The organism is Phaeobacter sp. CAU 1743, assembly GCF_039839315.1.
In the GTDB taxonomy this organism is placed as follows: Bacteria; Pseudomonadota; Alphaproteobacteria; order Rhodobacterales; family Rhodobacteraceae; genus Phycobacter; species Phycobacter gallaeciensis_A.
The window spans coordinates 1-1,603 of the sequence record NZ_JBDOQR010000179.1 but is presented as its reverse complement, the minus strand read 5'-3'; the positions used below and the strand labels follow the sequence as shown (position 1 = coordinate 1,603).

At 56.5% G+C, this 1,603-nt stretch carries 1 protein-coding gene; it reads left to right on the top strand.

The genetic code is table 11. From position 1 onward, the window contains the following. The first annotated feature begins 863 nt into the window (after positions 1 to 863). Positions 864 to 1,541: a TniQ family protein gene (locus tag AAFO90_RS24785; protein WP_347511177.1), complete on the top strand. Its 678-nt coding sequence runs from the start codon at positions 864 to 866 to the stop codon at positions 1,539 to 1,541. The last annotated feature ends 62 nt before the right edge of the window (positions 1,542 to 1,603 follow it).

Genomic DNA, 1,603 nt, shown 5'->3' with positions numbered 1-1,603 from the left:
AATCGGCCAAACCGCCGCTCAGGCGGCCAAGACGGGGCGAAAATCGCTGGAAATGACGCCTCAACCGCCCCAAACTGCCCTCAAGCGGCAACATCGGCGCAGCCGAAGACGTTGTTCAGACGTTCCTAGGCTTGCCTGCTTGGAGAGATAAGTCAACAGCGCTCAATTGCGGAAGACTTGCCTCATAGCGCCTTGTGTGGCGAGATTTCTAAGTGTTCAGGTTCCGAAAGTATGATTTTTGGGGCTGTCGCGTGGCAATTCTCCAAAGGTATCACGTCTCCCTATACGAGCAGCTTCCGGATTGGCTTTTCGCTGTTCCTTGTCATCTCGCCGCTGACATCCATTTGGTTCGTTTCCGCGAGGTTTCTGCTCTGCCACCCCTGCCGAGCGCCTTGGATGGTATGATCGGGCGACTGTAGTGGAGCTTTCGACTACCGACATTGCTGCAGTCGCCACGAATGACCGCCTCGCGTAAGCTGCGCTGCAGCGGCGAGTTCCTCACCGAAGGTCCGCAATGGGCCGGTTGGGCACTTCCAGCATTGGAGGTGGCGCTGAGCCTGCAAGAGGCGCTTTTGCGCCAAGCAACCATTTGTTACCCAGGCGGCGCACGTCGGCTCCCCTGAGGCCACACCTGAAATTAAAGCGCGAACTTATCTCTATCGAAATTTCCACTCTGGTAGTCCAGCGGAGGCACTGTCGCATGAGCCAAGGCACATAAATCCGACTGGCCTCCGGCCGTTCGATCGACGATGCTCGTAACCCTGTCACTAGACTCCACTCGCAAAGAGATCGCTAGTTGGACACCCAGCTTCAAATCGGCGATTTAGGACCCGAGATGTATCGGCCTTAGATGGAGATCCCGCTTGGTAGATAAGTTACGCTTGGCGGTTGAGCCTTGTGATTGCGAGACGCTGCCCTCCTTTTTCTCGCGCATGGCCGCAATCAACGGTACTGATACTGCGGGTTTCGCCTTGGACCTGGGGTTCAGCTTCAAACGCATCCTAGAGCAAGACGAGCTTGCTGTCGCGGCATTCGCCGCGAGATCAGGATTGACGCAAGATCAACTCTCAACTTTGCTGTCTTGGACTGGCGAGCGTATCGGAGACGTTCGCATGAGATATCGGGGAGAGGTGTTCATATCGCGCGCCCTGCGTAGTCCGACCGTTCGCGGATGCCCTCATTGTCTGCGCGAACAGGCAGAAGGACAAACCTATCCATTGCGGCACATGACAATATCGGGTGCTTGGCAGTGTCGCGGCGCCGATCTGTGCATTCGGCATCACCATCCGCTGGTGCCTCTCTGGACGTACTCCCGGCCGCTCGAGCGCTACAACATCGGCGCAAGGTTGGCAGAGATTCTTCCCGACATTGCTGCGCGCCGGTTTGAAAGCGAACTGATTGAACCATCCGCATATGATCGATGGCTCGATCACCGACTGTTTCAAGGCAATGACGATACGTGGTTGGCCACCCAACCGGGGGATGTCCCGGTTGATGTTGAAGTTTGCCTGAAGGGTGGCGTTGCTTTCCCTGAGCCGTAGGCTCGGGGTGATCAAACCGAAAGGAAAGCAACACCATGAAGAAGACTACGACATCGCAGGCG